Here is a 23,961-nt window from a genome sequence, read left to right as displayed (position 1 = left end):
CCCCTCCTTAGGCCGATGCTGCCAGGCGTTGCTGATGCAAGGTCGAGAAGTACACGTCTTCCAGATTACTGGCCACGGTTTCAAAGCCTTCCGGCGCCTGCTCGGCAAACACATGCAATATGGTATTGCCGGCAAACAAACGCTTGGAAATCACCGGCAAATTTTGTTCAAGCTCTTGTGCTTCTTGCTGGGTGACCACTTCTTTGCGCCAGATACGGCCATTAAGCTGTTGCGTCAGGTCGATGGGGTTGCCCTTAAGGAGGATTTCGCCACCGGCCAGTACCGCCATGTTCGGGCACAGCTCGCTGACATCATCAACGATATGGGTAGAGAGGATCACCACCTTTTGCTCGCCCAGGCTCACCAAGAGGTTATGGAAGCGGTTACGCTCTTCCGGGTCTAGGCCGGCGGTGGGTTCATCAACAATCAGCAGATCCGGGTCGCCAAGCAGCGCTTGGGCAATACCAAAACGCTGGCGCATACCGCCGGAAAAGCCACTCACCGACTTAGACTTATGTTGATACAAATTAGTATGGGCGAGCAGACCTTCCACTACTTCTTTACGCTCTTTGGCCTGGTCTAGGCCTTTAAGAATGGCCAGGTGGTCGAGCAGCTCATAGGCGCTAATACGTGGGTACACACCAAAATCCTGGGGCAGGTAACCCAAACGGCGACGAATTTCCTGAGGCTGGTTGAGCACATCGATACCATCGAAGGTGATGCTGCCACCGTCGGCACTTTGCAGTGTCGCTATGGTTCGCATTAACGATGATTTACCCGCGCCATTGGGGCCCAAAAGACCGAACATGCCCTTGGGGATATCTAAGTCCACGCCCTTTAAAGCCTGCACACCATTGCTGTAGGTTTTGGTAAGACCTTGAATTGTTAGCACCTGATTGTCCTTAAATTAGCTTTATTATTATAAAGTTACTCTTATATCACACGGCTAATTAGGTACAAAGGTGAAGTAAATATTAATAATGTAAATATTTATGAATGAAGATGCCCAAGAGCACCGACAGCGGTGATCTTGGGCATATCATAAGGCAGGCTATAGCCTTGGTGGTTTGGCATCGATAGCGATTTCATCGCCAGGGCGCAGGCCGCTCAGTACTTCAACCTGATCGCCTATCACTCGTCCAAGGCGCACATAGCGACGCACCAACTGCTTATTCTCCACCACTAAGACCATATCGAGCTGGCCATAGCTGTGCACATACTGCGGCGAGATCATCACCGCCTCATGCTGAGGCAAGGGCAGCTGTAACTGGGCGTAAAGACCGGGCAGCAACTGCGCGTTTTTAGGGGCTGCCATGCGCACCAGTAGCGAGCGTGAAGCACTGTCGGCGGCGGGCACGATTTCTACTAATTCGGTGGCCTCGCTGACACCCAAGGCCGGGACCTCCACCTGGCGCATATCGCCCAAGCGCAGATTGACCGCCTGGCGCTCACGCACCGCAAATTCCAGCTGTAACTGCTGCGGGTTGTATATGGCCAATAAGTCGCGACCCGGCGTTGCTGTGTCGCCCGGCTCGGCAAAGCGCTCTACTACACGCCCGGAAATGGGCGCGGTAATGGTGGCATAACCCAAGGCAATTTGTGCCTGTTGCTGGCGCTGCCCTGCCTGTTGCAAGCTGGCGGATAAATTATCATGATTGGCGGTGGCCGCATCTATATCGCTTTGCGCAATAAGTCCCTGGGCAAAAAGCTCCTTTGCGCGCTGTAATTGCTTTTGCGCCTGGGTGAATGAAGCCTGCAGCGCCTGCACCTGGGCCTTGGCCTGTTGCAATTGAGTGGTTAGCTCCTGCTCATCGAGACGGATCAACACCTGGCCCTGCTCCACCATATCGCCGGCACGCACGGTAATTTGCTCAATTTGCGCCATCACCCGTGCCGCTACCTTGGTATTTTGCTGAGCAATCACCTGACCGGGTACGGCCTCATACGCAACTACCGGCTCGCTGCCAACGCGCTGGGTTTGCCCGCTGTAGGGCGCAGGCGCCTGTTTTGTCCCCGGCGCCAGATGTTGATCTAGCACTCCGGAAAACCAAATTATCGCAGCGACTAAGAAGCCGACTACAAGGACAATCACTAACTTAGGTTGCATGCGTGTGTTCCTCATCAGCATAAACTAGGTAGTACACTAGCGGCACCACCAGCAGGGTGAATAAAGTAGAAGCAATAATGCCGAAAATAATGGCGATAGCGAGGCCGCTAAACACGGGGTCAAAAACAATCACTATGTTGCCCAACAAGGTGGTGCCCGCGGTCAATAACACCGGGCGCATACGCACTCGTCCGGCGGCCACCAAGGCCTCCTTAATGGCCATGCCCTGAGCCCGAGCCTGATTAATAAACTCAACCAAAATGAGTGAGTTACGCACCACAATGCCGGCCAGGGCTATCATGCCTATCATGGCCGTAGCAGTGAATAACACCGGCTCTGGCGCACCGGCAACCTGGCGCTCGCCAAACTGATTCAGCAGCCAAAAGCCGGGCATAATGCCGATTACGGTCAAAGGGATGGCCGACATAATGATCAGGGATAAGCTCATGGAGCGGGTTTGCACACGCAAGAGCACCAGGATGGCGGCTAGGGCAAAGGCAAAGGCAATGCCCATATCGCGAAAGACATCTATGGTAATGCGCCACTCCCCCTCGCCACTGAATGACACATCAACGCCCGGGGGCAACTGCCAGGCTGCACTGCCGCCTGGGTTAAAGAAACTACGTTGCTGCCAAGATACCGGCTCCACTTCCTCTGGGCCACGGTCGGCACTGATATCGGCGATCACTTCCGCCGGAGTGCGACCGTTAAGCTCGGCGGTGACATAAATCACCCGTTTAAGATCCTTGCGCATAATGGCCTGCGGTCGAGGCTCAAGATGAAACTCACCCACCTCGGACAAAGGCACCAGGGGTTGCGGCGCGCTCACCAGACCGAGATCGTTACTGGTCTGGCTAATTTGTCTTTGCCCCTTCACCTGCAAGGCCAATAAGTGGGCCTGGTCGCGCTGGGCATAGGGAAGCGAGACACGAATGGGCAGCATTTTTGCTTCTTCGGTCACATACAAGGCACCCACTTCTCTGCCCTGCACCGCCACAGCTATGGCATCGACCACATCTGAGGTACTCAAGGCAGACAGCGCCGCCTTGGTTTTATCGGTGACAAAACGCAGTTGTTGCTGCTGACGCTCCAGGGTGCTATCCACCTCCACCACATGGGGCTCCTGGCGCAAACGCTGGGCAATTAACTCGGCACCAAGACGATGTTGTTGCTCACTCACAAAGGGCTCGGCATAGACTTCGGCAACCAGGGTACTAAGCACCGGCGGCCCAGGCGGCACTTCGATCACCTTGATGCTGATACCCTTATTGGCCAGTGGCTCCAACTGTTGGCGCAAACGCAATACCACGGCATGGGACTGATGCTGACGCTCGGTTTTATCGCGTAACAGGATGCGTAACTCACCCAAATGATCGCCATAGCGGCGATAATAACCCCGCACCATGCCATTAAAGTCCATACTTGATGGCTGACCGGCATAAGCGGCTATGGTTTGCACCTCGTTCAACTGCCAGCTTAGCGCCTGCACCTTGCTCAGCAGCGCCGAGGTATCCTCCAACGAAGTGCCTTCGGGCATATCCACCAAGACCTGTACTTCACTCTTGTTATCGTAGGGCAATAACTTAAGCGGCACCGCGCGCAACAAGGGTAAACAGGCACTGAATATAAATAAAACCAACACCACCAGCAGCATCAGCTTGGCACGACTGCGGCGCAGTAAAAAGTAGTCCAGCATCCGGGTATAGAGATTGGCGGCTTGGGCTTGTTCGGCCACCTCATCGCCCTTGGGCTTAAGAATTTTCATCGCCAGCCAAGGGGTTACAAAAAACGCGACTAATGTAGAAAGCGCCACACTGATCGGCACGTTAAAGGCCATGGGTGCCATATAGGGCCCCATCATCCCGGTTATAAAGGCCAATGGGAAAAAGGCCACCATAATGGTCAGGGTCGACATCAACAAGGGCGTACGAATCTCCGCCATGGCCCCCACAATGCGATCCTGCACACTGCCTTGATGGCTAAAGAAGCGGCTGATGTTATCGATACCGGTGATCGGATCATCCACCAACAAGCCCAGGGCCAAGATCAAGGCAAACAGGGTCACTCGGTTAATGGTGTAGCCAAAGGCCCAGTCAAAACTCAGGGTCAGGCCATAACAAATGGGCAGGGCCAGGGCGATCACTATGGCCGGACGCCAACCAAGGAACACACCAATAAAGAGCACGACCGTGACTATGGCAAATACCAGGCTGGCTCCCAGATTATTGACCTTTTCATTGGCGGTTTGACCATAATCGCGCAGCGTCACCACCTTAACCTCGGGCGGTAACAACTCATCTTGCAGCTGTTGCATTTGCGCATGAACATCGCGAGCCACCGCCACGGCATTGGCACCGGCCTGTTTCGCCACGCTCAGGGTAACCATGGGCAGCTGGGGCTGACCATCCTGGGTTTGCAACCATTGATAATGCTGCGCCTCACCGGGGCCATCGATTATGCTGGCAACGCTGTCGAGGCGCACCGCCTGACCATTAACCACATTGACCACCAGGGACTTAAGCTGCTCCAGTGAGCGCAAGGCATCGCCGCCTTGTACTTGCAGGCGCCAGTGTCCCTGAGCATCTTTGACCTTACCCACATCCCGCAACTGGTTAGCCACGCTTAGGGCATAAAGCACATCCGAAATCGTCGTTTTATGGGCATTAAGGGCGGCGCTGTCGAGATAGATATTGGCGCTGCGGGTACGCCCCGCGATCACCTTAACCTCACTGGTGTCTTCAAGCCGTTGCAATCGGGTTGCCAGCTCCTGCGCCATACGTGTCAGTTGATAATCGTCGTATAACTGCGGCGCCGTGCTGTATAAACCCAGCATGACGATGGCCACATCATCCACTTCTATGGGTTTAATTTGCCATTGGCGTACCACCGCCGGCATGGTGTCCTGATAGGCATAAAGCTTGGCGTAGGTATCAATCAGCGCCTGCTCGCGGGAATGACCGACCTCAAACCGTAAGGTACTGACCAGGCGGCCATTTTGGGTGGCCGAGTAAATATGTTCAACGCCCTTTATCTGCGCCAGCAGCTTTTCCAGTTCCACGGTGACCAAGCGTTCGACCTCTGGGGCTTCTATATCACTGACATCAACCAGGATATCGAACATGGGCACAACAATTTGCGGCTCTTCTTCGCGGGGCGTTTGCTGCAATGCAAAGGCGCCGGCCACCAAGGCGATAATAAAGATAAACAAGGGCAGAGGCCCACCCAGGCTGGCCCTCACTCCTCTATCTAACCAAGTCACGGCCTACTCCTCACAAAACAGCGTGTACAGGGTGTTGAGCACGGCCCGTACCTGGTCGTTGCACAAGCTATAATAAATGGTCTGACTCTCACGGCGGGTACTCACTATGTTTTCCTGCCTCAGTACGGCCAGGTGCTGAGACAAGGCGGACTGGCTTAAGGGCACACTTTCATTAAGCTGAGAAACACTGAGCTCACCTTGTTGCAGGCAGCAAAGAATCATCAGCCGATTTTTATTGGCCAGCAGTTTTAGTAAGGCTTGAGCCTGCTCGGCATTGTCTGCCATTTTCATCAGGTCCACGAGTTCCCCCGGTTAAGCTAGAGAATTGAAGTATGCAAATCAGTATAGAAGCTAACATTAGTAAAGTCTAATATTAACTATTGCTAAATTAGATTTTGCTAATATAATTAAATTGAACAAATTACCAACAAGGGGCTTACCATGAAAATACCCGCCGCACTCAGATTGATCGCTGGCATCATGATTTTATTGTCGCTATTGTTAACTTATCTGGTCAGCCCAATGTGGCTGTGGTTTACCGCGTTTATCGCCGTTAACCTGATCCAATCGGCGTTTTCCGGCTGGTGTCCAATGATGGCCTTACTACGCAAATTAGGCATGGAGGAATAATATGCTCACCCCAATCCCAGACTTACTAAAAACCATAGTTCCCAAGCAGCGCCGCGTTGATGCGCAACAAGCCAAGGCGGAGCTGGCCGAGAACCACGGCCTGTTAATTGACGTGCGTGAGCCTGCCGAGCACGCTACCAAGGCGGCTACTGGTGCCATTAATATTCCTCGCGGCGTGCTGGAAATGAAGCTGATGGAAATAGAAAAAGACGCCAGCCGTCCTATCTATCTGCACTGTGCCAGCAGCGCCCGCGCCACCTTAGCCGCCGAACAGCTCACCCGGGTCGGTTATGAAAATGTCACCGTGATCAGCTGTAAGGCCGAGGAGGTATGTAGCGTCTTCTAGTTGACATGCTTGTCACCGAACAGTAACACTGGTCGGATAAGCTCTGCATCATAAAAAAATAACAGGTACAAACCAATGCAGTTTACTCGTAGACGTTTTTTAAAAGCTTCGGCAGCGGGATTTGGCGCTGCCGTTTTATCTCTTGGCCTAAGCGGCTGTGTACTCGACAATGACAGCGACGAAGAACAATTAATGTTAGCTTCGACCATGGCGTAGCCAGCGGCGATCCCCTTAACGATAGCCTGATAATCTGGACTCGCGTGACGCCCAAAGACCCCAGCGTTACTCGCGTAAAGGTACAGTGGCAAGCGGCCACCGACGCCAACTTTGAATCCCTGGTTCATGATGGCCAAACCGAGGTGAGTGCGGACACCGACTTTACCCTGAAGGTCGATTTACAAGGGCTGGATGCCAACACCACCTACTATTATCGCTTTATTTCCTACGGTATCACCTCGGCCACAGGTAAGGGTAAAACCCTGCCCGTCGGCGACATAGATCAGGTTAAACTGGCGGTACTTTCTTGCGCCAACTACCCGGCCGGTTATTTCCATGTGTATGGCGAAGTCGCCAAGCAGGAAAACCTAGATGCCATCCTGCATCTGGGTGATTACATTTATGAATATGGTGCCGGCGGCTATGCCAGTGAAGACGCCGCAGCCCTTGGCCGCGAGCTAGCCAGCGACAACAACGAAGAAATTATTACCCTGGACGACTACCGTAAACGTTACGCTCTGTATCGCCGGGATGCGGATCTGCAGGCGGCGCACGGCCATTGCGCCTTTATCACCGTCTGGGATGACCACGAAATCAGTAATGATACCTGGCACAGTGGTGCTGAAAACCATGATGATTCGGAAGGCCCGTTCGAAGAGCGAAAAATGCAGGCGCTGCGAGCCTATTTTGAATGGATGCCAATCCGCAACGTCGCCGACAAAGAAAAAATCTATCGTCGCTTCGACTTCGGCAACCTGGTTTCTTTGTACATGCTCGATACCCGCGTCTTGGCACGTGATGAACAACTCAGTTACGGCGACTTTGACCTCACCACGGCCGCAGGCCAGTACGACTTTGCCAGCGCCATTGGTGCTCCAAGCAGGACCTTACTTGGTGGCGAGCAGCTTACCTGGCTTACCGACGGTATCAGCACTTCAAGCCAGCAATGGCAGGTATTAGGTCAACAGGTATTGATGACCAAGATGCATCTGCCCGCCGAGGTGATGATGTTATTGGCCGCGGTGCAAGGCACCCTGGCTCAAGGTGGCGACACCGCGCCGCTATTGGCACAGGCCAACATTTTATTTGCCGAGCTGGCACAAATTAAGGGCCGCATTTAGCCGGCGACCCCAGCGTCACCGAGGCTGAGCGCGCTCGTGTAGAAACTGTATTGCCTTATAATCTGGATGCCTGGGATGGCTATGCCTATGAAAGGGAAGTAATTTTAGGCACAGCCCTGGCTACGCAGAAGAATCTGGTGGTGCTGGCCGGTGATACCCACAATGGCTGGGCGGGACAACTGCGTACCGACGCTGCCAACCCCATCGCCGGTGATCAGGCCGCCGGGGTCGAATTTGCTACCGCATCGGTTTCATCACCGGGTATTGAAGAGTATTTGTCACTCAACACGCAAGACCCACAAGCCATAGCGCAAATGGAACAGGTGATTGCCCTGCTGATCGATGATCTGAGTTATAACAACCTGGTAAACCGCGGCTTTTTGACCGTGACCTTCAGCGCCGCTGCGGCGCAGGCACAATGGCATTATGTTGATACCATCAAGGCCCGCGCCTACCAGGTCAGCGCCGAGCGTGGCCAACAGCTGCAGATGCTGGCAGGCAATCCGCAGTTGCAACCTCTGGGCTAGTCGGACGAAGCCTTTGGCGTGGCCTTTGCTGTGGCCTTTGGCTCTTGTTCAAGGCGCGCTAAGCGCGCGTCTATGCGCTCCACCGCATCGACCAGGCGTTGCATAAGCGCCTGGTTATCTTGATTAGTACCGCCTTGCGCGGCGCTTTGTCCATGATGGTGCTCACCCTGCTGTGTTGCGGCTCGCTCCTTTTGCGTTAAAATCGCTTCGCGAAAATGATGCGCATCCACCACCCCAAGCAAGGACACCAAGGCTCCCGGCCCGGACTGTCCGGCGGTTTCAAAACTTAACCTATGCAAGCCGAATACTCGCATCAGCGGGCCCTGAGTCATGGCCACATCGGTAATTTTATCAAGCGGAATGGATTTCTCCTCACGCACCCAGATACCACGCTTCACCACCAGCTTCTTTTCACTTAAGGTCGCCGACATGGCCGCCAAAATGCGCCCACCAAGCCACCATACCAAGACAGCGACAATGGGCAGTAAGGCGATGCCAAACAAGGTGATACTGGCCACTAGCAACCAAATGGTCAGCCAGTATTGCTTAACCTTGGGGTCAAACTGGGCGGTGTTTAAAATCGTTTCGCTACTCATCATCAAACTCCAAGCGATAATCGAATTCATAATGGTGCACACCCTTATCGATACGAATACGCATCAGCCCAGATAGACCACGCAATTCGCCACTGGCGGAGTCAGGCACCACTTCGAGGACGAGTCGGTCCTGGCCCTGATTCATGGTACCGAAGTGCTGCAGCACAAAGCTGCCTTTTCTGCCATCCAGGGTACCGGTAACCTGCTCGATGGCAACATAACCGGCGGAGCCTTGTACCACAGTCATGGCGCTCAACATCTCTCCCTGGCTAATGCCATGCAGATCGCCGCTAAAGGTTTTGTCTATCGACATGCGCCCAAGGTTAATGCCGTCGACGCCGGTGGCATAGGCATCCTGGGGGTTTAGTGTCACGGTAAAGGTGCCGATCGCGTTCATAAGTAAACCTGTTAATGATTGTTTTATGTTTATTAGTATATAAAAAAAGCCCGCAGTTCAATGCGGGCTTTATCAATAGTTATTCGACGTTTCGTCGCAGCTCTTTAAAATGGACACGCTGCTTAGCGTCAAGCTGAGCGTTGGCCTGCCATTGCAACCACTGCTTGAGGGCGATGGACATCTGCAAGGAATAGTCGAGCGAACGCCACTGCTTGGTATCATCATCGGCATAATTGGGCGCATTGCTGTCATGCATCAAGTTAACCTTCTGGCCCTGTTCATTGACCACCATCATGTTAAACGACTCTCCAGCACCCACATTGGTAAAATAAGTCGCATCCACTGTGTCAAACGCCACCTGATACTTCACTTGGGCGCTGTCACCGCCTCTGTCGATTCCGGCACTGGTGCTGCTGATCAGCGGCGCCACACATTGATGGGTTTGATCGCCGGAAAACTGCGACAACAAGGGGGGTGTATCGAAGTTTTTATCCGGTACCGAAGCGCTGCCATGGCACGACATACAGGAGCTGTTGCTGTTATCGGCAGGACCATTGAGGCGCTGATTGCAGCCCAGGTGCCCAGGCGCTCGCATGCGTCCTGAGCCCGCGTATTTGTTCAGCTCATCGACGCTGTCCCAAATAATTACCGCTTCTTTAAAGCCATTTTCTCGGGGTGCCTGAGGGTAACTGATGGCATAGTGACCAGCGGGCGGTGTGTCATTACCCCACATCATGCCGAGCAGGCTGATGCGCTGCCATGGGTTTTTCTCTTTCGCTTTACGCAGGCCATCGGCGACGAAGGTGCCATAGACCCAACCCGTATCGCGAGCACGGCTGTCTTTGACGGCAAAATCGAATTGCAGCAGCTTTACATCACCCCATTGAGCATAACTGCGCGGACATTGCTGACTTTCTTCCTGCAATGTGCACTCGTGACGATTGCTATCGCTGGGCTTACAGGCGCAAAAAGCCGGATCGGAAATATTGGCGTCCCAGCTGGGCATATTGGTCAATATCGGCAACTGTGCCACGGTTGAGGTATTAAATAAGGGCTTGGCGATCACCGCGCCCTCATCAAAGCGAATATTGTCGCTTGGCACCTTAGCACCGCCGTCTTGCCACACCTGCCCCAACGTATAAGCGGCGGTCGCATTGTAAATAGCCACCGCCCACATGGTAGATTGATCGGTGCCGGTGCCCGCCTGCACCGAGAAGGTCACCGGCGCTTCACGGGTTAAGCCATGGGTAAACTCCCGACCCGACATGGCATCATAGGTTTGAAACGGCATATGGAACCAGGGGCGCACCTGGTTTTCGCATACATCGAAGTCTTCCCTGTCCTGGCGCTGCACATTACCGGCGAGAATATAATACATCACCGCCTCACTGTAGGCCAACGCCAGCTTATACTTGTCTTTGGCGCTGGTGCCCTCGGCAAACAAGGCGTCGAAGCGTTTATCCCGCCAGGCCTGCGCCTGTTTATCGTCAACTGGCTGGCCAGGGAAGGCATCGGATAACTGAAACACCGGACCAGCGTAGGCCTGATTAGGCACATTGGTCAGTGTTTGTCCCGCCCACATTGGCTGAAAATTCGGGTCCTGCCAATAGCTGGGATACTGGCCCTGGCAGGTGTTAATGGATTGATACTGCTGATTATAAATCGGCTCGTTACGCCAGTCGGCCAGCGCCGCCGTGCTGGTCAGAGACATGGCCCCGACGAACGCACATAGGGCACGAGATAGGGTGTTTACCTGCTTCATTATCATTCCTTTTTATTAGTCGCTTTTAAATTGATAGTCGTTAAAGCTTAGTCGCAAAAATAAAAGGCGTTATTACATTTGCTTACGCCGCTCTGTTACACTCAAATGGACAATTCAATCTGGTACCCCCATGGCTGCATCCAATACCGAAACATCCATTAATGAGAAAAGTGCGCTACGTCACTTACGACCGATTTTCCGCTTTCTTTTACCCTACAAGTGGGTGGTGGCCGCTGCGCTATTTGCCTTGGTACTCACCGCAGGCATTAACCTTTCCCTGGGTCAGGGCTTGAAGCAGGTGATAGACCAGGGTTTTATCGCCGGCTCCATGGAGCAATTGCGCGGCTCGGTCTTTTTATTGATCAGCTTGATTGCATTGATGGCGGTAGGCATCTTTTGCCGCTTTTATCTGATGTCCTGGCTTGGCGAACGGGTCAGCAGCGATATTCGTAAGGCAGTGTTTGCCCGCATTCTCGCTCTGCACCCAAGTTATTTTGAAGAAAATCGCAGCGGCGAGATCATGTCACGCCTGACCACGGATACCACCTTGCTGCAAAGCATAGTCGGCTCGTCCTTATCCATGGCGCTGCGCAGCACCCTGATGCTGATCGGCGGCGTCATTATGCTCTTTATCACCAATGTGAAACTCACCCTGATAGTGCTCTTATGCGTACCCATGGTGCTGCTGCCCATGAAGCTTTTTGGCCGTCGGGTGCGCACTTTGGCCAGCAGCTCACAGGATGCCATCGCCGATATCAGCACTTATGCCGGCGAGGTGATGCAAAACATCAAAACCGTGCACAGTTTTAATCGCCAAGGCAGTGAACTGGCCGCCTTTGACGGCGAGGTTGATAAGGCTTTTGCGGTAGCTAAAAAACGCATTATGCAGCGCTCTTTTCTTATCGCCTTTGTGATCTTTATCAGCTTTTCCGGCATCAGCTTTATGCTCTACAGCGGCGGTGTCGATGTGCTTAGCGGGAAGATGTCCGGCGGCGAACTGGCCGCCTTTGTGTTTTACGCCATAGTTGTGGCCATGGCGGTGGGTACGGTGGCGGAAATTTATGGTGAGCTGCAAAGAGCCGCCGGCGCGGCCAAACGCCTGATTGAATTACTGGAAGTGCAAAGCGAAATTCTTGACCCGACACAGGCACAAAGCCTGAATACCCAGGCTCAGGCTGATGTTATCGAATTTACAGACGTCAGTTTTCATTATCCTTCCAGACCACAGCAAAGCGCCCTATCGGCCTTTAATTTACAGATCACCCAGGGCGAAACTGTAGCCATAGTCGGCCCTTCCGGTGCCGGCAAAAGCACCTTATTTGAACTGCTGCAACGCTTTTACGATGTCAGTGCCGGCAGCATTCGCCTGCATGGCACGGATATCCGCGAGCTTAGCTTGCATGATATTCGCGAACAAATGGCCATGGTGGCCCAGCACCCCGTACTGTTCAGCGCCGATGTTTATCACAATATTGCCTATGGCAAGGAAGGAGCTACGCAGGACGAGGTGAGCGCCGCCGCCAGGCAGGCCTATGCCGACGAGTTTATCGAACAGTTACCCGATGGCTACCACAGCTTTTTAGGAGAGCGCGGAGTGCGTTTATCCGGCGGGCAAAAACAACGTATCGCCATTGCCAGAGCCATACTCAAAGATCCGAAAATTCTGTTACTTGACGAGGCTACCAGCGCCCTTGATGCGCAAAGTGAGCACCATGTACAGGCGGCATTAACTGAACTGATGAAGTCGCGTACGACACTGATCATCGCCCATCGCTTAAGTACCGTGATGCACGCCGATCGAATTGTGGTAATGGATAAGGGGAAGGTGGTTGCCAGCGGCGATCATGCTAGCTTAATGCAACAATCGCCGCTGTATCGAAAGCTTTGTGAGCTGCAGTTTAATCAGCCCAGCGCCTCCGCTTAGTTTTGTACGTTAGGTACGATTTGAATTTCTACGCGACGGTTTAGAGCGCGGCCATTTGCCGTGCTGTTGTCGGCGATAGGACGGCTTTCACCGTAACCCTGAGTGCTGATACGCGCCGCCAGGATCTGGCTGTTCACCAAGTAGTTTTTCACACTTAGCGCACGCTGCTCAGACAGGTTTTGGTTGTATTCGCTGCGACCCGTGCTGTCGGTATGACCTTGTACGCTTAGGTAGGTTTTCTCGTACTTGTTCATCACGCTGGCGATGGCATTCAGAGTGTCATGAAAACCGCTTGAGATGTACGACTGCTCGGTAGCAAAGGTAATGTTTGACGGCATTACCAGGCGAATGTTGTCGCCTTCACGCACAACTTCAACACCAGAACCGGCTAGCTCATCACGAAACGCCTGCTCTTGGTTATCCATGTAGTTACCTACCGCTGCACCGGCTAGTGCACCGATAGCGGCACCGATGAAGATACGCTTATCATCATGATCGCCTGTGGCTTTACCTAATACCGCACCGACACCGGCACCGATACCTGCGCCTTTTTGCGTATTGGTTGCCTGACAGCCCGTTAATAACAATGCCACTGAGGTTAGTGCCACGACAGGAGTCAAAGTGTTTAGTCGTTTAGCCATGATTTATTTTCCTATTATTTGTCCTATTGGGGGATGGTAACAGATTTGCATGAACTTACGGTTAAAATGGTGCCAGTAAAAATGATTTATTGCACTAATTTCAATGGTCTTGTTATCAATACCTAGCGATCGGCGGCAGCGCATAAGGCTTCACCAGCTCAGTTAGCTGACCTCCTTCGGCAAGGTCCTGGTATAAAGAAGTGATTTGTTTTGCCTGGGACGTCTTGGCAAAATCGCGACTGTAGGCCATATAGCCAAAGATCGAATCGCGGTACTGATAAGGCTGCTTAACCAATTTGTGCATTGGCTGCTGCAAGATGCTCATGGCATGCTCGGCGGTCTCTTCAACCCCAATAAATAAATCCACCCGGCCCTTTAGCAGCATTTGCAGCGCCACCTGCTCCGAGGTTACCGGCACCTTGATCATTTCCCGGTCTTTATCGAAACGGGCAAAGTGCGCCGCTCCGCGCATCACTGCAATTCGCTTGCCGTAAAGAGCTTCGTAGCCGGTGATTTCCATGCCGCTGTCGCGCAGGGAATAAAAACGAAAAGATGAGTGCAGCGCCATATAAGCGGGAGTAACAAAGGTCAGTCCCTGCTCGCGCTGCTTAGTACGAATAAGGCCGCCCATAATATCGACCTCGCCCTGCTCCAGCATATGCACGCAGCGCGAAAAGGGGCAAGGGACCACCTTAAGCTCAAGCCCAAGCTCATCGGCGATGGGCGTAAGAATATCGAGCAAGAGGCCTTTAGCCTGAGCGCCATGGGTAGAACTATAAGGAGGTGCATGATCTATAGCGACGGTAATTGTGCTGGCTTGCACAGCGGCCATGGGAATGAACAGCGATAATATTAGTGGCACCCAGCACACTGTGCGCATCTTCATAACAACCTCAATGTTGTTGCAACCAAATGGAACACCTCTATAGTGTCACATAATCTACACAAGCTCTAAGTATAATGAAACTATGAAATTGTTATCCATCTTCTACCAGTTCCTGTTGCTTGGTTGCACTAGCTTTGGTGGCCCGGCGGCACACCTAGGTTACTTTCAACGTCACTTTGTGGAAAATAAAAAGTGGCTGACTCAGCAGCAATACGGGCATTTTATTTCCCTTAGTCAATTGCTTCCCGGACCGGGCAGCTCGCAGGTAGGTTTTGCCATTGGTGTAGAGCGCGCCGGTTTAGCCGGGGGGATCGCCGCCTTTATCGGTTTTACCCTGCCCTCCATGCTGATCATGGTGCTGCTGGCATTGGGAGCACAACAGCTGCCTTGGGCCACTACGGGGCTGATCACCGGGCTTAAATTGTTCGCCGTGGTGATTGTCGCCGATGCAGTGTTTAGCATGAGTAAAAGCTTCTGTCGCACCTGGCATACCCGGGCGTTAGCGTTACTCAGTGCGGGTGCCTTGATATTAATCCCCAGCCTGTATACCCAGTTATTGATCTTGGTGCTGGCGGCTATCTGGGGGGCATGGCAACTGCAACCCTTTAAGGATGAAGGCACAACGCAAGACGCAGACAAAGCAAGCACAGGCCTTAGCAAGCTACCGCTGCTGCTTTTTGCCCTGCTGTTTATCCTGAGTTTCGCCGCTACGGGTGAGTTGTGGCAGCTCAGCGCCCAGTTTTATCAGGCGGGCTCTCTGGTGTTTGGCGGTGGGCATGTGGTGTTGCCCCTACTCGATACCATATTGACCGATGTGGATGCCGACAGCTTTTTAACTGGCTATGCGGCGGCGCAGGCCATTCCCGGTCCCATGTTTACCTTTGCGACTTATCTTGGTGCTGTCTTAGCGCCTTCAACCCCCTTGTTGGGCGCCTTAATTGCTACTTTGGCCATTTTTTTACCCGGCTTCTTACTGGTACTAGGCTGCGCCCGTCATTGGCAAGCGCTGATGAGCAACCCCTTGCTGGCCGGCGTAAGCACTGCCATCAACGCTACTGTGGTCGGTTTTATTTTGGCGGCGCTCTATAGCCCCATAGTTCCCGCTGGTGTAACCCAGTGGTGGTACGTTGTTTTTGTCGCCTTGGGATGGTGGTGGTTGCAACGCTTTAAGCCACCTGTGCTGATGCTGATTGCCGTCTTTGCGGCGCTGGGACTGCTGCTGGAGCAATTGCCTTACTAACGAGATAGGCTGTAAAGCAAAAGCCCGGCTTGCCGGGCTTTTTAGATTAAATTCTTAAGATTATTCGGCTAACTGGAGCCATTCATTTGCCCGCTTACGCTCTGATAAGGCCTAAGCTCAAAGATGGGCAGGATCGCCAGCAGATGATCCATAATTTCCGCCTGAATATGCTCGTAGGAAATCCAGCGCTTGTCGGCACTAAAGCAATAGAATTCAATGGGCAGACCATGGTTCAAGGGCTGTAACTCACGCACCATCAGGGTGAGATCCTTATTGATACGGTCGTGCTGTTTCAAATAGCCCTCGGCGTAACGACGAAATAGACCCAGGTTGGTGACCTTATCCGGCAAGGATGTGGTGTTGATATACTCGGACAGCTGCAATGTTTCCTCTATGCTTTGCTGCAACTCCTCATCGGCGATACGGATACTGTTCATATCTATATTGAGCGAGCGCTTAATACGGCGGCCGCCGGACTCCTGCATGCCGCGCCAGTTTTTAAACGAGCCGGAGACCAGGGTATAGGTCGGCAAGGTGGTGATGGTGTTATCCCAGTTGCGCACCTTCACGGTATTCAAACCCAGGTCGATCACCTCGCCATCGGCGCCATAGCTGTCTACCTGAATCCAGTCACCATAGGTCACCAGACGGTTGGCGGCTATTTGTATGCTGGCCACAAAACCTAAAATAGTGTCTTTAAACACCAACATGGTCACCGCGGCAATGGCACCAAAGCCGGAGATAATATAGGTAGGTGACCTTTCCAGCAGCAGGGCAAAAATTAAAATCGCACAGATGATGAAGGTGATCAGCTTAACCAGCTGAATTAGCCCCTGAATCGGCACCTCGCGGGAGAATTCAAACTGGTTGTAAAGCGCACCGCCTATGCTCACCATGCTGCTGACGATAAAACCACCGTATACGATAAGCAAAATCTTCACGCAGGAATGGATAATATCCAGGTAAAGCTCGGGGATTTGCACCACGGTTTGGAAGGACGCCAGAAAGGCAACACAGCAAATAAAGCCGGCCAAACGACGGTTCAATTTAATCAACAGCGGCTTCAAGGCCGAGGTACGCTGTGGTGCAATGCGCATCATCAGGCTTTGCAGCGCCGGCAACATTAAACTACTTAAAAAGAAGTACAGCAGGATAATGGCCATCAGACCGATACCCGTCGCTGAAATCGTGCTTAGCAACTCGGCACGCTCGGTGTCGGCGAATAAGGGCTTAAGCAATTTTTGTAAATGACTTTGGGTCATAGCTGAGTTACACCTTTCCTGTGTTATCTACTACTTTGGCGCAGTCGGGGGCGGCTGTGGGTGCTTGTTGCTGGGCGATAAGCTCATCCTTGGCCTGCCAAATATCGTTGAGTTGTTGTTGGAACTCGACCCGAAACGCCTTGTCTTGCTGATAATCACCGATCAGCTGCGGCGCTATGTCACGCACATTGACCAGTAAGTCTATCTGGGTCAGGCGTCCGAGCATAAAATCACGACAGATATGGGTTCCCTGAGATTGATAGCATAGTGTGGCATCGAGCAAACCGTCAAACCTTTCCCCTAAAACCTGTAACGCAAAGGCGATGCCGCCAGCCTTGGGCTTGAGCAAATAGGCAAACGGGCTGAGTTGGCGCTGCTGTTTACCCGGAGTAAAGCGCGAACCCTCAACAAAGTTAACTATGCAGGATGGGTATTGCTTAAAGTTATTGCAACTGCGTTTGGTACGCTCTACATCCATGCCCTTTAACTTTGGATTCTTGGCAATTTGTTCCTTGCTGGCGCGCTTCATAAAGGGCATACCCATGGCCCAGGCACCGCTGCCGATAAAGGGCACGTATTTTAGTTCATCCTTAAGGAAAAACTTCGGCGCCGGCAGCTCGGTAACGGCGCTTAGCACCACGATATCAAGCCAGCTCAGGTGATTGGCAATCAACAGATACCAGGCATTGGGGTCGACCTTACCGTCAAAGCGCACATTAAAGCGCTCGCAACCTAGCTGTAACGCCAAGCGATTGCCAAGGCGCCAGCCACTGTAGGCCCAATGCAGCACCACAGTAGTGGCATAAAACGGCAGGATAAGTTTTACCAGCCCAAGGACAAAAACGATCACTCCCCACACTAGGGTATTTACCAGCAATAAGCAGGTCGCCAGGCTTCCCACCAGCCATTTGGGCAATAATCGTTTCAGCATAATTAGTTCCTATTCTGCTGCGTTAGCTGCTTCAGGGTCGAGTCTTTTTCTTGCCAAAGAGCATTGAGATGCTGCTGAAACTCTACGCGAAATGCATTGTCGTTGCTATAGTCGCCGATCAGCTGCGAGTCCAGTGGACGCACTTCCACATGCACCACAACCTCTTTCACCCTACCGCCGGCAAAGTCCATAAAAGTAGGAATACCGCCCGGGTAATGAATGGTGACATTCACTATTTTACTGATCTGCTCGCCCATGGCCTGCAACACAAAGGCGATCCCGCCGGCTTTAGGCTTAAGTAAATGGTTAAAGGGGCTGTTTTGACGCTGATGCTTGGCGTCTGTATAGCGGGTACCCTCAACAAAGTTGACTATGGACACCGGCATTTCCTTAAACTTTTCACAGGCCTTGCGCGTGGTTTCTATGTCTTTACCGCGCAGTTTAGGGTTTTTCTTCAACTGCGACTTGCTGGTTCGCTTCATAAAAGGAAAATCCAGCGCCCACCAGGCCAGGCCTAAAAACGGCACATACAACAGTTCTTTTTTCAAAAAGAAGTTCAAAAACGGGATGCGGCCGCGAAAGATGCGCTGCATCACCAGAATATCGACCCAACTTTGGTGATTAGCCACCAGCAGGTACCAATCTTTTTTGCGTAGTTGCTCAAGCCCGATCACTTTAAGTTTATAAGGAGTAATCAGTTTTTGATTTAAGGAGTTACCCGCAACCCAACAACTGGCCATGGTTTTTGCCAAGGCGCTCATGGCTTTTTGCCAGGGCCTAATGGGGATAAGCTTAAAAACACCACACAGGACTATGGGGAGAAACCAAAATAAGGTGTTCAGGGTATATAAGCCAATACTCACAATTTGCCGAAATAAAGCAACCACTGCACGCACAACAACTTTCCTATTTGGGTATAAAAAACAAGCGCTAATGATAGCGCTTTTTTGTCTTTAACGGAAAAGGGTTCTGTTGCCGACTGGCAACAAACCCGGGCTAGTCTTCAAAGTAGGTATAGCCGCTTAATCCGTGATTTAGCTCATCCAGATAACTCTGCTTCAGCGCCGCTTCGATAGCCATTGCGCTGACTCTTTGCTGATAACGCGCCGCCAAGGCTTCACTATCGTAATGAACAAATTTTAATACGTCCTGAACACTGTCGCCCTTGATTTCATTGGTCAGGCGGTACTCTTCACCGTGCATTTCCACATGCACAGAATCGGTGTCACCAAACAGGTTATGCAGGTCGCCCAGGATCTCCTGATAGGCACCAACCATAAACATGGCAATATGATATTGCTGACCAAACTCATAGCGTGGAATGGGCAGACTGGCTTCGATACCGGCACCATCTACATACTCGCGAATTTGTCCGTCTGAATCACAGGTAATATCCTGAATGATCACGCGCTGATCCAACGGCTTATCTAGATGTTCGATGGGCAGTACCGGGAATAACTGACCAATACCCCACACATCCGGTAGCGACTGGAATAATGAGAAGTTTACAAACAGCTTATCCGCCAGCTTTTCGTTCAGCTCGTCAATCACCTCGCGATGGGCACGTGCCGACTCGCTCAAACAAGCACGCACCTTGTGCAGGGTACGGAAATAAAGTTGCTCAACCAGGGCCCACTGCTCAATACCCAGCATGCCATGCACATATTGAGCATGAGCCTCGCTGAACAGATGCATGGCATCGTGATAGCTTTCAATGGCCATTCGGGCGTTAACACCGGCGCAGGTTTGCTGCATTTCCAGCACCACCTTAGGCAGGTTTGCATCATCGGCTATCGCCACCTCGTTATTAGGTGCTTTTTCTACGTCCACCACATCGGTGATCAATACCGCATGGTGTGCGGTCAGCGCCCTGCCCGATTCGGTAATAATGGCCGGATGAGCCAGATCGTTGGCATCGCTCACCTCAGCAAAGGCGGCCACCACGTTTTTGGCATACTCTTCAACCGTGTAGTTCATTGAGCAGCTGCTGCGTGAGCCCGAACCTTCGTAGTCAACACCCAAGCCGCCGCCCACGTCCACGGTTTTCAGCGGCACGCCCATTTGGCACAACTGCGCATAGTGGCGGGCACATTCGGTTAGCGCTCGTTGGATATCGCGAATATTGGCGATTTGCGAACCTATATGAAAATGCACCAGCTCCATTAAATGCAGCTTATTATGTTTCTTTAAGGTCTCAACGGCCTGCAGCACCTGAGAGGCGGTCAAACCAAATTTGCCGCGCTCACCACCGGTATTTTGCCATTTGCCCTTACCCACGGAATTAAGACGAATACGAATACCGATTGGCGCTTCAAGGGCCATGGCATCCATTTCGCGGATCAGCGCATCAAGCTCGGAAAGCTTTTCGATAACAATATTAACCTTGTGGCCGGTAGCCTGACCGATCAGCGCCAGACGCATAAACTCGCTGTCTTTGTAACCATTACAGACTATGGTGATGTCTTTTTCGGCCAAGCCGAGAATGGCCATCAGCTCAGGCTTAGAACCGGCTTCTAAGCCGACCTGACCACTGTTGTGCGCCAATAACTTGGATACCACAGAGCGCTGCTGGTTTACCTTGATCGGATAGACGCAGGTATAGTCACCCTGATAACCCTTGGCGGTTTTGGCCTGACTGAAGGCAGAAATTAAACGCGATGCACGATGCTGCAAAATATCGGTAAAACGCACCAACACCGGCAAGGTCAGGCCTTGCTCTTTAAAACGCTCGACTAAGGCATTTAATGCCAAACCGGGTTTATTTTTATCGCCATCAGGATAAGCCACCAGCTCACCCTGAGCGTTAATATCAAAGTAGCCATCGCTCCAATGACTGACGTTATAAACGGATTGAGCGACCTGGTAACCCGCTGGGTGACCTGTCAGGGGACCCTTTTCCATAACTCTGCTCTCAATATTGACCCAAGAATTTGCCGCTAGTTTAATACCTCTTATTGCCACTAGCGAATAGAAAATCACATAAATGCAGCTAAAATGTGATTGAGCATTGCCCTGCACACTGGCAAAATTGCGTTTCTCATTTATTGGTGATTATGTAACACATGACAAGTTTAGATAAAAACCACTGGTTTACCGAAATCAGTGACCGTGATGGCAGTGCTTTCTCACTGCGTATCAACAAATTACTTGAAGAAAAACAGTCTCCCTTTCAGCATGTTGCCATGTATGAAACCACCGACTTTGGCAACCTGATGATCATTGACGGCTGCACCATGGTGAGTACCCGCGAGAATTTCTTTTACCATGAAATGATCGCCCACCCTGCGCTGTTCAGCCACCCGAATCCGAAAAACGTGGTGATCATCGGCGGCGGCGACTGCGGCACCCTGCGTGAAGTGCTTAAGCACGACAGCGTAGAGTCGGTCACGCAAATCGATATAGATCAAGTGGTTACCGAAATGTCGCTGAAGTATTTCCCTGAGCTGTGCACTTCAAACCAGGACCCACGCGCAACCTTGTTATTTGATGACGGCATCAAATACATGCGCGAAGCCGCGCCTGAGTCTATCGACGTAGTGATTGTTGACGGCACAGATCCGGTTGGCCCGGGTGAAGGCCTGTTCAACCACGCCTTCTACCAAAGTTGCTTGCAAGCCCTGCGCCCTGGCGGCGTGCTGGTACAGCAAAGCGAAAGCCCGCTAATGCATATGCCATTACTATTGGAAATGCGCGGTGCGATGAAGGAAGTGGGCTTTGGCGCCTTGCAAACCTTGCCATTCCCGCAGCCTATTTACCCGTCGGGTTTATGGTCTGTGACTCTGGCTCGTAAAGGCATGGGTTTCGACGGCTTCCGCGCCTGTGATCCACAAGCACTACAAACCGAATACTACACCCCGGGTATCCACCAGGGCGCCTTAAGCGAGCCGCCATTTATGGCAAGAGCCTTCGCAGGCGAAACAAAATAAAAAAAGGCGAGTTCAACTCGCCTTTTTTACCTCTGCAGCTAGCCCCTCGCCTTTGAATACGTATGCAATTTCTATGTGATCACCCTGGATTCACCTTACCCTAAGATTTCTCTTTAGGCGTTATGTATTACCAGGACAAGTCAATGCGAGTATTTATCCCTTTGCTTTTGGCATCGCCATTAGCGCTGGCAAAAACCGTGAGCGTCAGCTCTCCCGACGGCCAGATCCAAATTTCTTTAAGTGATGAAGGCGCCCCAAGTTACCAGGTGACGTTTGCCGGTAAGCCGGTGATTAACACATCCAAGCTCGGCTTTTACTTTAAGGACGCGGCACCGCTACGCGATGGCCTGGTGATCACCGAGACGCAAACTCAAAGCGTCGACCAAAGCTGGCAACAGCCCTGGGGCGAGCAACGCCTTATCCGTGACAATCACAACGAACTGGCGGTTACCTTCAGCGATGAAAGCGATGCCAGCCGCAACTACAGGGTGCGGGTGCGCGCCTTTAATGACGGTCTGGGCTTTCGTTATGAATTAGAAGGCAAAGAGCGCCCCGACTACCAGATCACCGATGAGCTCACCGAGTTTGCTCTGGCCGGACAAAACAACGAAGCGCTGTGGATCCCGGCCCGTGGCTGGAACCGTTACGAGTACGTCTATAAGCGCACCGACGCCAGCGAGGCAGCCCATGTTCATACGCCCTTTACCCTGAAAATGGGTAATGGCGTCCATATCAGTATTCACGAAGCCGCCCTAGTCGATTATGCCGGCATGACTCTGAACCAGCGTCGTCCGGGTATTTTTAAAGCCGATTTAACGCCTTGGTCTGACGGCATTGCGGTAAAAACCGAAAACGGTTTCACCACCCCCTGGCGTACCATTCAAATCGCCGATAAGGCCACCGGGCTACTTAACTCGCACCTGATCCTCAACCTCAATGAACCGAATAAACTCGGCGATGTATCCTGGGTGAAGCCGGGTAAATACGTGGGTATCTGGTGGGGCATGCATATCAATGAAAACACCTGGGGCAGCGGTGAAAAACACGGCGCCACCACAGAAAACACCATTGAATACCTGGACTTTGCCGCCAAATATGGCTTCGATGGCGTGCTCGTTGAAGGCTGGAACCAAGGCTGGGACGGCGACTGGTTCTTTAATGGCGATGTCTTTAGCTTTACCAAAAGCTATGATGATTTCGACCTGGCCGCCATCGCCAAACACGGTGAAAAGGTGGGTGCGAAACTGATCGGTCACCATGAAACCTCGGGCAATGTCAGCAACTATCGCAACCAGATGGAAGACGCCTTTAAGCTCTATCAGAAACATGGCGTAAGCCAGATCAAAACCGGCTATGTTGCCGATGGCGGCAATATCAAACGCATCGATGAGCAGGGTATCGCCCGCTACGAGTGGCACGACGGCCAGTTTATGGCTAACGAATACCTCTACAATATTGAACTGGCGGCCAAGTATCAGCTCAGCATCAATACCCATGAGCCGATCAAAGACACCGGCCTGCGCCGCACCTACCCGAACTGGATCACCCGTGAAGGCTCGCGTGGTCAGGAATTTAATGCCTGGGGCACACCGCCGAACCCACCGGCGCATACGCCAATGCTGGCCTACACCCGCATGCTGGCGGGGCCAATGGACTTCACTCCGGGGATCTTCGATATGGGCTTTAACGGCCTAGGCGCGGATACCAACCGCCCGCAAACCACCCTGGCGAAACAGCTGGCGCTCTATGTGGTGCTCTACAGCCCGGTGCAAATGGCGGCGGATTTACCCCGTAACTACCTGGCCAAGCCGGATGCCTTCCAGTTTATCCAGGATGTGCCCACCGATTGGGAGCGAAGCCAGGCCATTGCCGGTGAAATGGGCGAGTATGTTGTTTTTGCCCGTAAGGAGCGCAAGCGCGATCACTACAGTGGTAACGACTGGTATCTGGGCGCCATTACCGATGGTGAAGCCCGCAAGGTCGATATCAAGCTCGACTTTTTAGAGCCGGGTAAACACTTTGAGGCGCAGATCTATGCCGATGGCGAGGATGCCGAATGGGTGAATAACCCCTACAGCATGGCTATCAGCAAGCAGGTGGTCACCCGCAAGGACCAGCTTACGCTTAAGCTGGCGCCCAGCGGCGGTACGGCGATTCGCTTTAAGGCCCTGGACTAACAATGAACGAAAA

Annotated in this window: 19 protein-coding genes and 1 pseudogene; 7 read left to right on the top strand and 13 right to left on the bottom strand. The window is 52.4% G+C overall.

The annotated features are described in order from the left end of the window. Positions 1–7 precede the first annotated feature (7 nt). The 4 genes from C2M24_RS12790 to C2M24_RS12775 all read right to left on the bottom strand — a co-directional run bounded on the left by C2M24_RS12790 (position 8) and on the right by C2M24_RS12775 (position 5,657). Positions 8–892 carry an ABC transporter ATP-binding protein gene (locus tag C2M24_RS12790; RefSeq protein ID WP_105215363.1) on the bottom strand — a complete coding sequence of 295 codons (885 nt, stop codon included), beginning with the start codon at positions 890–892 and terminating at the stop codon, positions 8–10. Between the two features lie 159 nt (positions 893–1,051). Beyond that, positions 1,052–2,107, bottom strand: a complete 1,056-nt coding sequence (locus tag C2M24_RS12785) for an efflux RND transporter periplasmic adaptor subunit (protein WP_158683762.1) — start codon at positions 2,105–2,107, stop codon at positions 1,052–1,054. After that, the gene (locus C2M24_RS12780) at positions 2,097–5,366 is read right to left on the bottom strand and encodes an efflux RND transporter permease subunit (protein ID WP_105215359.1); all 3,270 of its coding nucleotides are present in this window, start codon (positions 5,364–5,366) and stop codon (positions 2,097–2,099) included. Before C2M24_RS12780 ends, C2M24_RS12785 begins: the two co-directional genes overlap by 11 nt. Before the next feature lie 3 nt (positions 5,367–5,369). Continuing rightward, the gene (locus C2M24_RS12775) at positions 5,370–5,657 is read right to left on the bottom strand and encodes an ArsR/SmtB family transcription factor (protein ID WP_233997945.1); all 288 of its coding nucleotides are present in this window, start codon (positions 5,655–5,657) and stop codon (positions 5,370–5,372) included. A gap of 150 nt (positions 5,658–5,807) precedes the next feature. Here C2M24_RS12775 and C2M24_RS12770 point away from each other — a divergent pair, with 150 nt between their 5' ends. From C2M24_RS12770 to C2M24_RS16345, 3 genes and pseudogenes are all read left to right on the top strand, one after another. Continuing rightward, the gene (locus tag C2M24_RS12770; RefSeq protein WP_105200336.1) at positions 5,808–5,996 is read left to right on the top strand and encodes a YgaP family membrane protein; all 189 of its coding nucleotides are present in this window, start codon (positions 5,808–5,810) and stop codon (positions 5,994–5,996) included. 1 nt (position 5,997) lies between these two features. Beyond that, entirely contained in the window at positions 5,998–6,342 is a 345-nt protein-coding gene (locus C2M24_RS12765) for a rhodanese-like domain-containing protein (RefSeq protein ID WP_105200337.1), read from the top strand. A gap of 75 nt (positions 6,343–6,417) precedes the next feature. After that, positions 6,418–8,206, top strand: a pseudogene (locus tag C2M24_RS16345) (alkaline phosphatase D family protein). On the opposite strand, the gene C2M24_RS12755 reads toward C2M24_RS16345, so the two are convergent. The 3 genes from C2M24_RS12755 to C2M24_RS12745 form a co-directional block, all read right to left on the bottom strand. Beyond that, a complete protein-coding gene (locus C2M24_RS12755) occupies positions 8,203–8,805 on the bottom strand; it encodes a PH domain-containing protein (RefSeq protein ID WP_105215357.1) in 603 nt (200 codons plus the stop codon). The pseudogene C2M24_RS16345 and the gene C2M24_RS12755 sit on opposite strands and share 4 nt — an antisense overlap. Further along, the gene (locus C2M24_RS12750; RefSeq protein WP_105200340.1) at positions 8,795–9,199 is read right to left on the bottom strand and encodes a DUF3224 domain-containing protein; all 405 of its coding nucleotides are present in this window, start codon (positions 9,197–9,199) and stop codon (positions 8,795–8,797) included. The genes C2M24_RS12755 and C2M24_RS12750 overlap by 11 nt, the downstream gene beginning before the upstream one ends. Before the next feature lie 79 nt (positions 9,200–9,278). Next, a complete protein-coding gene (locus C2M24_RS12745) occupies positions 9,279–10,961 on the bottom strand; it encodes a hypothetical protein (protein ID WP_105215355.1) in 1,683 nt (560 codons plus the stop codon). A gap of 130 nt (positions 10,962–11,091) precedes the next feature. Between C2M24_RS12745 and C2M24_RS12740 the strand changes: the two genes are divergently transcribed. Then, on the top strand, positions 11,092–12,885 hold the full coding sequence (locus C2M24_RS12740; protein ID WP_105215353.1) for an ABC transporter transmembrane domain-containing protein: 1,794 nt from the start codon (positions 11,092–11,094) through the stop codon (positions 12,883–12,885). On the opposite strand, the gene C2M24_RS12735 is transcribed toward C2M24_RS12740, so the two are convergent. After that, a complete protein-coding gene (locus C2M24_RS12735) occupies positions 12,882–13,526 on the bottom strand; it encodes an OmpA family protein (protein WP_105200343.1) in 645 nt (214 codons plus the stop codon). The genes C2M24_RS12740 and C2M24_RS12735 overlap by 4 nt on opposite strands. Before the next feature lie 115 nt (positions 13,527–13,641). Continuing rightward, on the bottom strand, positions 13,642–14,412 hold the full coding sequence (locus C2M24_RS12730; RefSeq protein WP_233999553.1) for a substrate-binding periplasmic protein: 771 nt from the start codon (positions 14,410–14,412) through the stop codon (positions 13,642–13,644). Positions 14,413–14,494: 82 nt separating this feature from the next. On the opposite strand from C2M24_RS12730, the gene chrA reads away from it, so the two are divergent. Then, the gene (gene chrA, locus C2M24_RS12725; RefSeq protein WP_105215351.1) at positions 14,495–15,652 is read left to right on the top strand and encodes a chromate efflux transporter; all 1,158 of its coding nucleotides are present in this window, start codon (positions 14,495–14,497) and stop codon (positions 15,650–15,652) included. A gap of 68 nt (positions 15,653–15,720) precedes the next feature. Here the strand turns inward: chrA and C2M24_RS12720 are convergent, their stop codons facing one another. The 4 genes from C2M24_RS12720 to speA all read right to left on the bottom strand — a co-directional run bounded on the left by C2M24_RS12720 (position 15,721) and on the right by speA (position 20,746). Then, positions 15,721–16,914, bottom strand: coding sequence for a mechanosensitive ion channel family protein (locus tag C2M24_RS12720; RefSeq protein WP_105215349.1), 1,194 nt, complete (start codon positions 16,912–16,914; stop codon positions 15,721–15,723). A 7-nt stretch (positions 16,915–16,921) separates the two neighbouring features. Beyond that, positions 16,922–17,845 carry an acyltransferase gene (locus tag C2M24_RS12715; protein ID WP_105215347.1) on the bottom strand — a complete coding sequence of 308 codons (924 nt, stop codon included), beginning with the start codon at positions 17,843–17,845 and terminating at the stop codon, positions 16,922–16,924. Positions 17,846–17,847: 2 nt separating this feature from the next. Further along, entirely contained in the window at positions 17,848–18,741 is an 894-nt protein-coding gene (locus tag C2M24_RS12710) for an acyltransferase (RefSeq protein WP_105200348.1), read from the bottom strand. A 100-nt stretch (positions 18,742–18,841) separates the two neighbouring features. Next, on the bottom strand, positions 18,842–20,746 hold the full coding sequence (gene speA, locus C2M24_RS12705; protein WP_105215345.1) for a biosynthetic arginine decarboxylase: 1,905 nt from the start codon (positions 20,744–20,746) through the stop codon (positions 18,842–18,844). Positions 20,747–20,907: 161 nt separating this feature from the next. Between speA and speE the strand changes: the two genes are divergently transcribed. Both speE and C2M24_RS12695 read left to right on the top strand, forming a co-directional pair. After that, positions 20,908–21,771 carry a polyamine aminopropyltransferase gene (speE, locus tag C2M24_RS12700; RefSeq protein ID WP_105200350.1) on the top strand — a complete coding sequence of 288 codons (864 nt, stop codon included), beginning with the start codon at positions 20,908–20,910 and terminating at the stop codon, positions 21,769–21,771. Between the two features lie 143 nt (positions 21,772–21,914). Continuing rightward, a complete protein-coding gene (locus C2M24_RS12695; RefSeq protein ID WP_105215343.1) occupies positions 21,915–23,948 on the top strand; it encodes a glycoside hydrolase family 97 protein in 2,034 nt (677 codons plus the stop codon). Positions 23,949–23,961 lie beyond the last annotated feature (13 nt).

Source organism: Pseudoalteromonas sp. T1lg22 (assembly GCF_002964645.1).
Lineage (GTDB): Bacteria > Pseudomonadota > Gammaproteobacteria > Enterobacterales > Alteromonadaceae > Pseudoalteromonas.
The sequence above is the reverse complement of the archived record's forward strand: the minus strand, read 5'-3'. Positions and strand labels throughout refer to the sequence as shown.

Coding starts and splice junctions, on each gene's coding strand:
- C2M24_RS12745 (WP_105215355.1), bottom strand. CDS start 10,961: ATGAAGCAGGTAAACACCCTATCTCGTGCCCTATGTGCGTTCGTCGGG.
- C2M24_RS12750 (WP_105200340.1), bottom strand. CDS start 9,199: ATGAACGCGATCGGCACCTTTACCGTGACACTAAACCCCCAGGATGCC.
- C2M24_RS12755 (WP_105215357.1), bottom strand. CDS start 8,805: ATGATGAGTAGCGAAACGATTTTAAACACCGCCCAGTTTGACCCCAAG.
- chrA (WP_105215351.1), top strand. CDS start 14,495: ATGAAATTGTTATCCATCTTCTACCAGTTCCTGTTGCTTGGTTGCACT.
- C2M24_RS12740 (WP_105215353.1), top strand. CDS start 11,092: ATGGCTGCATCCAATACCGAAACATCCATTAATGAGAAAAGTGCGCTA.
- C2M24_RS12775 (WP_233997945.1), bottom strand. CDS start 5,657: ATGAAAATGGCAGACAATGCCGAGCAGGCTCAAGCCTTACTAAAACTG.
- C2M24_RS12730 (WP_233999553.1), bottom strand. CDS start 14,412: ATGAAGATGCGCACAGTGTGCTGGGTGCCACTAATATTATCGCTGTTC.
- C2M24_RS12720 (WP_105215349.1), bottom strand. CDS start 16,914: ATGACCCAAAGTCATTTACAAAAATTGCTTAAGCCCTTATTCGCCGAC.
- speE (WP_105200350.1), top strand. CDS start 20,908: ATGACAAGTTTAGATAAAAACCACTGGTTTACCGAAATCAGTGACCGT.
- C2M24_RS12735 (WP_105200343.1), bottom strand. CDS start 13,526: ATGGCTAAACGACTAAACACTTTGACTCCTGTCGTGGCACTAACCTCA.
- C2M24_RS12770 (WP_105200336.1), top strand. CDS start 5,808: ATGAAAATACCCGCCGCACTCAGATTGATCGCTGGCATCATGATTTTA.
- C2M24_RS12785 (WP_158683762.1), bottom strand. CDS start 2,107: ATGCAACCTAAGTTAGTGATTGTCCTTGTAGTCGGCTTCTTAGTCGCT.
- speA (WP_105215345.1), bottom strand. CDS start 20,746: ATGGAAAAGGGTCCCCTGACAGGTCACCCAGCGGGTTACCAGGTCGCT.
- C2M24_RS12765 (WP_105200337.1), top strand. CDS start 5,998: ATGCTCACCCCAATCCCAGACTTACTAAAAACCATAGTTCCCAAGCAG.
- C2M24_RS12715 (WP_105215347.1), bottom strand. CDS start 17,845: ATGCTGAAACGATTATTGCCCAAATGGCTGGTGGGAAGCCTGGCGACC.
- C2M24_RS12695 (WP_105215343.1), top strand. CDS start 21,915: ATGCGAGTATTTATCCCTTTGCTTTTGGCATCGCCATTAGCGCTGGCA.